This is a genomic window from Acinetobacter sp. CIP 102136, assembly GCF_000369685.1.
Lineage (GTDB): Bacteria > Pseudomonadota > Gammaproteobacteria > Pseudomonadales > Moraxellaceae > Acinetobacter > Acinetobacter fasciculus.
Genome location: NZ_KB850142.1, coordinates 217,558 through 218,199, shown reverse-complemented (window position 1 = coordinate 218,199; position 642 = coordinate 217,558). Strand labels below are relative to the sequence as shown.

Annotated in this window: 1 pseudogene; it reads right to left on the bottom strand. The window is 36.1% G+C overall.

The window, feature by feature from the left end:
• Window positions 1-558: 558 nt before the first annotated feature.
• Window positions 559-642, bottom strand: a pseudogene (locus F893_RS18260) (transposase); the annotation flags it as partial.

Below are 642 nucleotides of genomic sequence, written 5' to 3'. Positions count from 1 at the left end.
GCGTTAGATTGGCTTACACCATTAGAGAAATTTGCTCAGCTTGTTGATTATCATAAGACTTTTCAAACTGTCGCACCTCATGTTTGAATTCGCCCTAATACATCACTAAGAAAAATTAGTAGGCACTCATTAATTAGGGATATACAAAAATATCAAACGCAGTTATTAAATATAAGATTTAACTTATTATACCCAAAACGACCTTTGACACAGATAACCAAACACAAACTTGTGAATGAACTAAAGGTAATGTGCAGCCCTGATTTCCCTTTCTCTGCTTTTTGGAAATGGGCAATTACACGGGATGCTGATTTATCAAGAGTTGTAGGTAATGTTTTTTAGTTTCCCCTCACCCCCCTTGCGAAGCAGTGCTTCTCATCCCAAAGGGAGAGGGAGTAATAGTATTTGATTTTGTATTTGCATAAATTTAATAATAGAGTTCCCTCTCCTGAGCAATTTTTAAAGCACTGCTTTAAAACGAAGCGCAAGTGATGAGTATCCTCAGAATATATTCTGAGTGCGCAAGGGAGAGGTAATTCTAATTAAGTTAAGTATCCATTAAAAAGTAAACATGTATTCTTTTCCGAATTGGTTTGATACTTTCTCCACCCATTGCTCTATTTTGTCAGCTGTCATGACTTG